Genomic DNA, 217 nt, shown 5'->3' with positions numbered 1-217 from the left:
GGCAAGCCTCTTGGTTTGGGCTATGTTCCGTTTCGCTCGCCGCTACTCAGGAAATCGCATTTGCTTTCTCTTCCTCCAGGTACTTAGATGTTTCAGTTCCCTGGGGCTGTCTTCCTTACCCTATGTATTCAGATAAGGATACCATACCATTACGTATGGTGGGTTTCCCCATTCGGAAATCTTCGGATCAAAGCTTACTTACAGCTCCCCGAAGCAT

The 217-nt window shown here is 47.9% G+C and carries 1 rRNA gene; it reads right to left on the bottom strand.

The window, feature by feature from the left end:
- Positions 1-217, bottom strand: a 23S ribosomal RNA gene (locus tag MR083_RS27555); the annotation flags it as partial.

The sequence above is a fragment of the Bacillus cereus group sp. BfR-BA-01408 genome, assembly GCF_022663305.1.
In the GTDB taxonomy this organism is placed as follows: Bacteria; Bacillota; Bacilli; order Bacillales; family Bacillaceae_G; genus Bacillus_A; species Bacillus_A pacificus.
This window is presented reverse-complemented; position numbering and strand designations above follow the sequence as displayed.